A 3,148-nucleotide genomic window follows, 5' to 3' on the forward strand; every position below is an offset into this window, starting at 1 on the left:
TGCAGGACGCACTGAAGACCATTCAGTACGACGACCTGTTCGCTTAGGCCGGGAATTTCACCTCGTTTGTAATCCGTCCGCGCTCCTCGATGCAAAACTCTGATTCTCGTTGCTGATGTCATTGATCGACATCAGCAACAACCGTGGAAAGTTTCGCCACAGGCCAGCATCCGCTGGTCCTTTTTCTTGCGCATTCGCTCATTCAGGAGATTCATCGTGGAAAATTATTCCTCTTATTTTGATTATTTAAGGGCCATGTCTCACGAATTGGGCCAGCGTATTGTTCAAACCTACCCCGCGCTTCAGTCGCCGAAGGATGCGCCTGCAGCGGCCCTCCAAACCCTGCTGCGCACACCATTGCCGGCGCAGGCGCTCGCTATCACCGGACTTGCGAAATATCTGAAGACGGCGCGGGCAGCCCGCATCGTGGCTGAGTGTGGGGCAGGGAAGACATTCATGTCCCTCGGCACCATGCACGTCGATGCCGGCAATAGGCCGTATACCTCGATCGTGATGTGTCCACCGCATATCGTTCGCAAATGGGCGCGTGAAACTCTGCTCACCGTTCCCAACGCGCGCGCCTTTGTGATCGAAGACTTGCGCAATGGCGGCGATCCTAGGAACACGCACGGCATCGTCGAGGTGAAGCTCGAAAAGGGTCAGATCGTGGTTAAAGGAATCACGACCTCGCTCCCGAAGCTCCGCAGCATGGGCCGAAAGGGATGGCGTGCACTATGTCCTCGACCGGCCTTCTTCATTATGGGCAAAGAGAAAGGCAAGCTCGGTTACTTCTGGAAACATGCCTTCCAGATTGCGAGAAGCGGGCCAGAGCTCGGCGGCCTAATCAATCCAGACACTGGTCATGCCGTTCCTGCAAGTGACGGAGGCTATCTCAGCCGCTTGGATCTCCGCGAAGCAAAATTCAGCGAGACATTCAAGAGTGGGGAGGACGGGACAACTCGCTTCTCCGCACTCTGGCAGGCCGACAGCAGCCGCATTCAGCGCATGGCGCCGCTCGATTATATCGGCCGCTACATGAAGGGCTGGTGGGACTATGCTGTGGCCGACGAGCTGCATCAACTCGCCGGCGATACCGCTCAGGGCAATGGTCTGGGAGTATTGGCGCGTTGCGCCGGGAAGTTGATTGCGCTGACCGGGACCCTGATGGGCGGCTATGCCGACGATCTCTTCAATATCTTCTATCGCATGGAACCGCGGCAGATGGTGGCGGCGGGATACGAGGCCGGCAGCCAGGGTCGCAGGGACTTTCAAGAGCAGTACGGCGTCCTGGAGACGGTCGAAAAAGTCCGTGAGACGGACAATGCTTGCTCGAAGGCGCAGAAACGAACGGTACAGGTGCTCCGGAAACCAGGGGCCTCGCCGCTGCTCTTCGGCAAATACCTGATGGAGTCGACAGCCTTCATCACGCTCGAAGATATCTCCGATCAGCTCCCCTCTTATGAGGAGACGGTGCTTTCGGTCGATATGGACAATGCGCTCTCGAATGCCTACAAGGCGATCGAGAAGGACATTACCCAAGCCATGAAGGAGCACCGGGGCAACAAGAGCCTGATGAGTGTCATGCTCAACACGCTGCTCTTGTATCCGGACCATCCTTATGGAATCGGCGAAATCTGGGGAAAGGAATACGATCCGAAACAGGGCTGCATGCTGCCTTTCTTCGTCACGCAAGCGGAAGACCTGCCGGAGACTGAAACCTATGCCAAGGAGAAGCGTCTCATTGAGGACATCCGTGGGGAGTTGAGCCAGGGCAGACGGTGTCAGGTCTACGCCACGTTTACCGGCAAGCATGATGTGACCGAGCGTTTGGAACGAATCTTCCAGCAAGCGGGTTTCCGGGTAGCAGTCCTGCGCGCGGCAGTGTCCACTGACAAGCGTGAGGCCTGGTACGAGAAGCAGCTGCGGACAGGCGTCGAGGTGGTCGTCTGCCATCCCAGGCTGGTGGAGACGGGCCTTGATCTCCTGGCGTTTCCGACCCTTTACTTCTACGAAACGGGCTACTCGCTTCACACGCTGCGGCAGGCAAGCCGGAGATCGTGGCGGATCGGGCAGAGATACCCGGTTCGGGTGAAGTTTCTAGCCTACAAAGGCACCATGCAGGAAACCTGCATCCGTCACATGGGCAAAAAGATGCTGGTCGCGCTGATGATGGAAGGGAAGTTCTCCGGGGAAGGGCTGCAGTCGCTCGATGCCAATGAGGACCTGCTGACTGCCATGGCTCGCGAGCTGGTCGAAAAGGGTGGAGTCGGAGAATCTGCCGACTCGGTATGGCGAGAGCTGGAACGGGAACGGGCCAAGAACGCGCCCGATCAGCCGACAGGCGCTGAAGTCCCGATTCTTCCGCCAGTTGTTCTTCCATCTGAGATCGTGGACGCACCGCTGGAACTCGGCTTCGAGTCTTCGGTCCCCGAAGGCGATGGTCTGCATCTGGTCCATGCCACCCCAACACGGCCAAAGCGGAAGCCATCTCCGCTCTGGCCAACCGCACACGTTGCCGGCGAACAGATGTGCCTCTTTAGCTAATTCTGGGCGTCGGTCCGCATCCCCCTGAGAAGGGCAGGTTTCCACTCCTGCCCTTTTTTCGTGCATAGTGATCGCGTTTGCCTGTTATACAAACCAGTTTGGCGACTGGGTGAAAGCAAAAGATCTCCTCGCAGTCATTCTCCAGGCTTTGACCGGTCTCATCGGTGCAGAAACGACGTTCTACTTCAAGAACACCGGGAACTGAAACCGCTCAAGAAGTTCACGTCATCCGTCCATGTCGGATGGATCGTTTTTGCTCAAAGCCCGGTTTCTCGCGTCGGGCTTTTCTACATTCCCACCCCATCAAAAGGAAATCATCATGGCCACAATTCAGATGCCTGTATTGCCGTTTGCCCAAGCGCAACCGGAGAAGAGAGCCGCCCCTGAAACCATCGCTGCCGATCACTCGCTGTTCGATATCGACCGCGAGCTCGATCTTCTGCTCGATCGCATGCAGGATGAACTGGAAGAGAACGGCGAAGCCAGCCCCGAAAGCACCGAACGGTTTCAACAGTTCTGCGAAGCCTTCGGTGAAAAGGTCGATCGAATCGGCAGGTTCATCCGCGTCATGGAAGCTCGGACTACTTACTGCAAGGGCGAAGCC

Annotated in this window: 2 protein-coding genes; both read left to right on the forward strand. The window is 57.1% G+C overall.

The window, feature by feature from the left end; all coding sequences use genetic code 11:
- Positions 1–255: 255 nt before the first annotated feature.
- Entirely contained in the window at positions 256–2,544 is a 2,289-nt protein-coding gene (locus VMU57_RS18625; protein WP_325386177.1) for a helicase-related protein, read from the forward strand.
- Positions 2,545–2,863: 319 nt separating this feature from the next.
- Positions 2,864–3,148: hypothetical protein (locus VMU57_RS18630; protein ID WP_325386179.1), on the forward strand; the 285-nt coding region annotated here is incomplete at its 3' end.

Source organism: Edaphobacter sp., assembly GCF_035532915.1.
Classification (GTDB): domain Bacteria; phylum Acidobacteriota; class Terriglobia; order Terriglobales; family Acidobacteriaceae; genus Edaphobacter.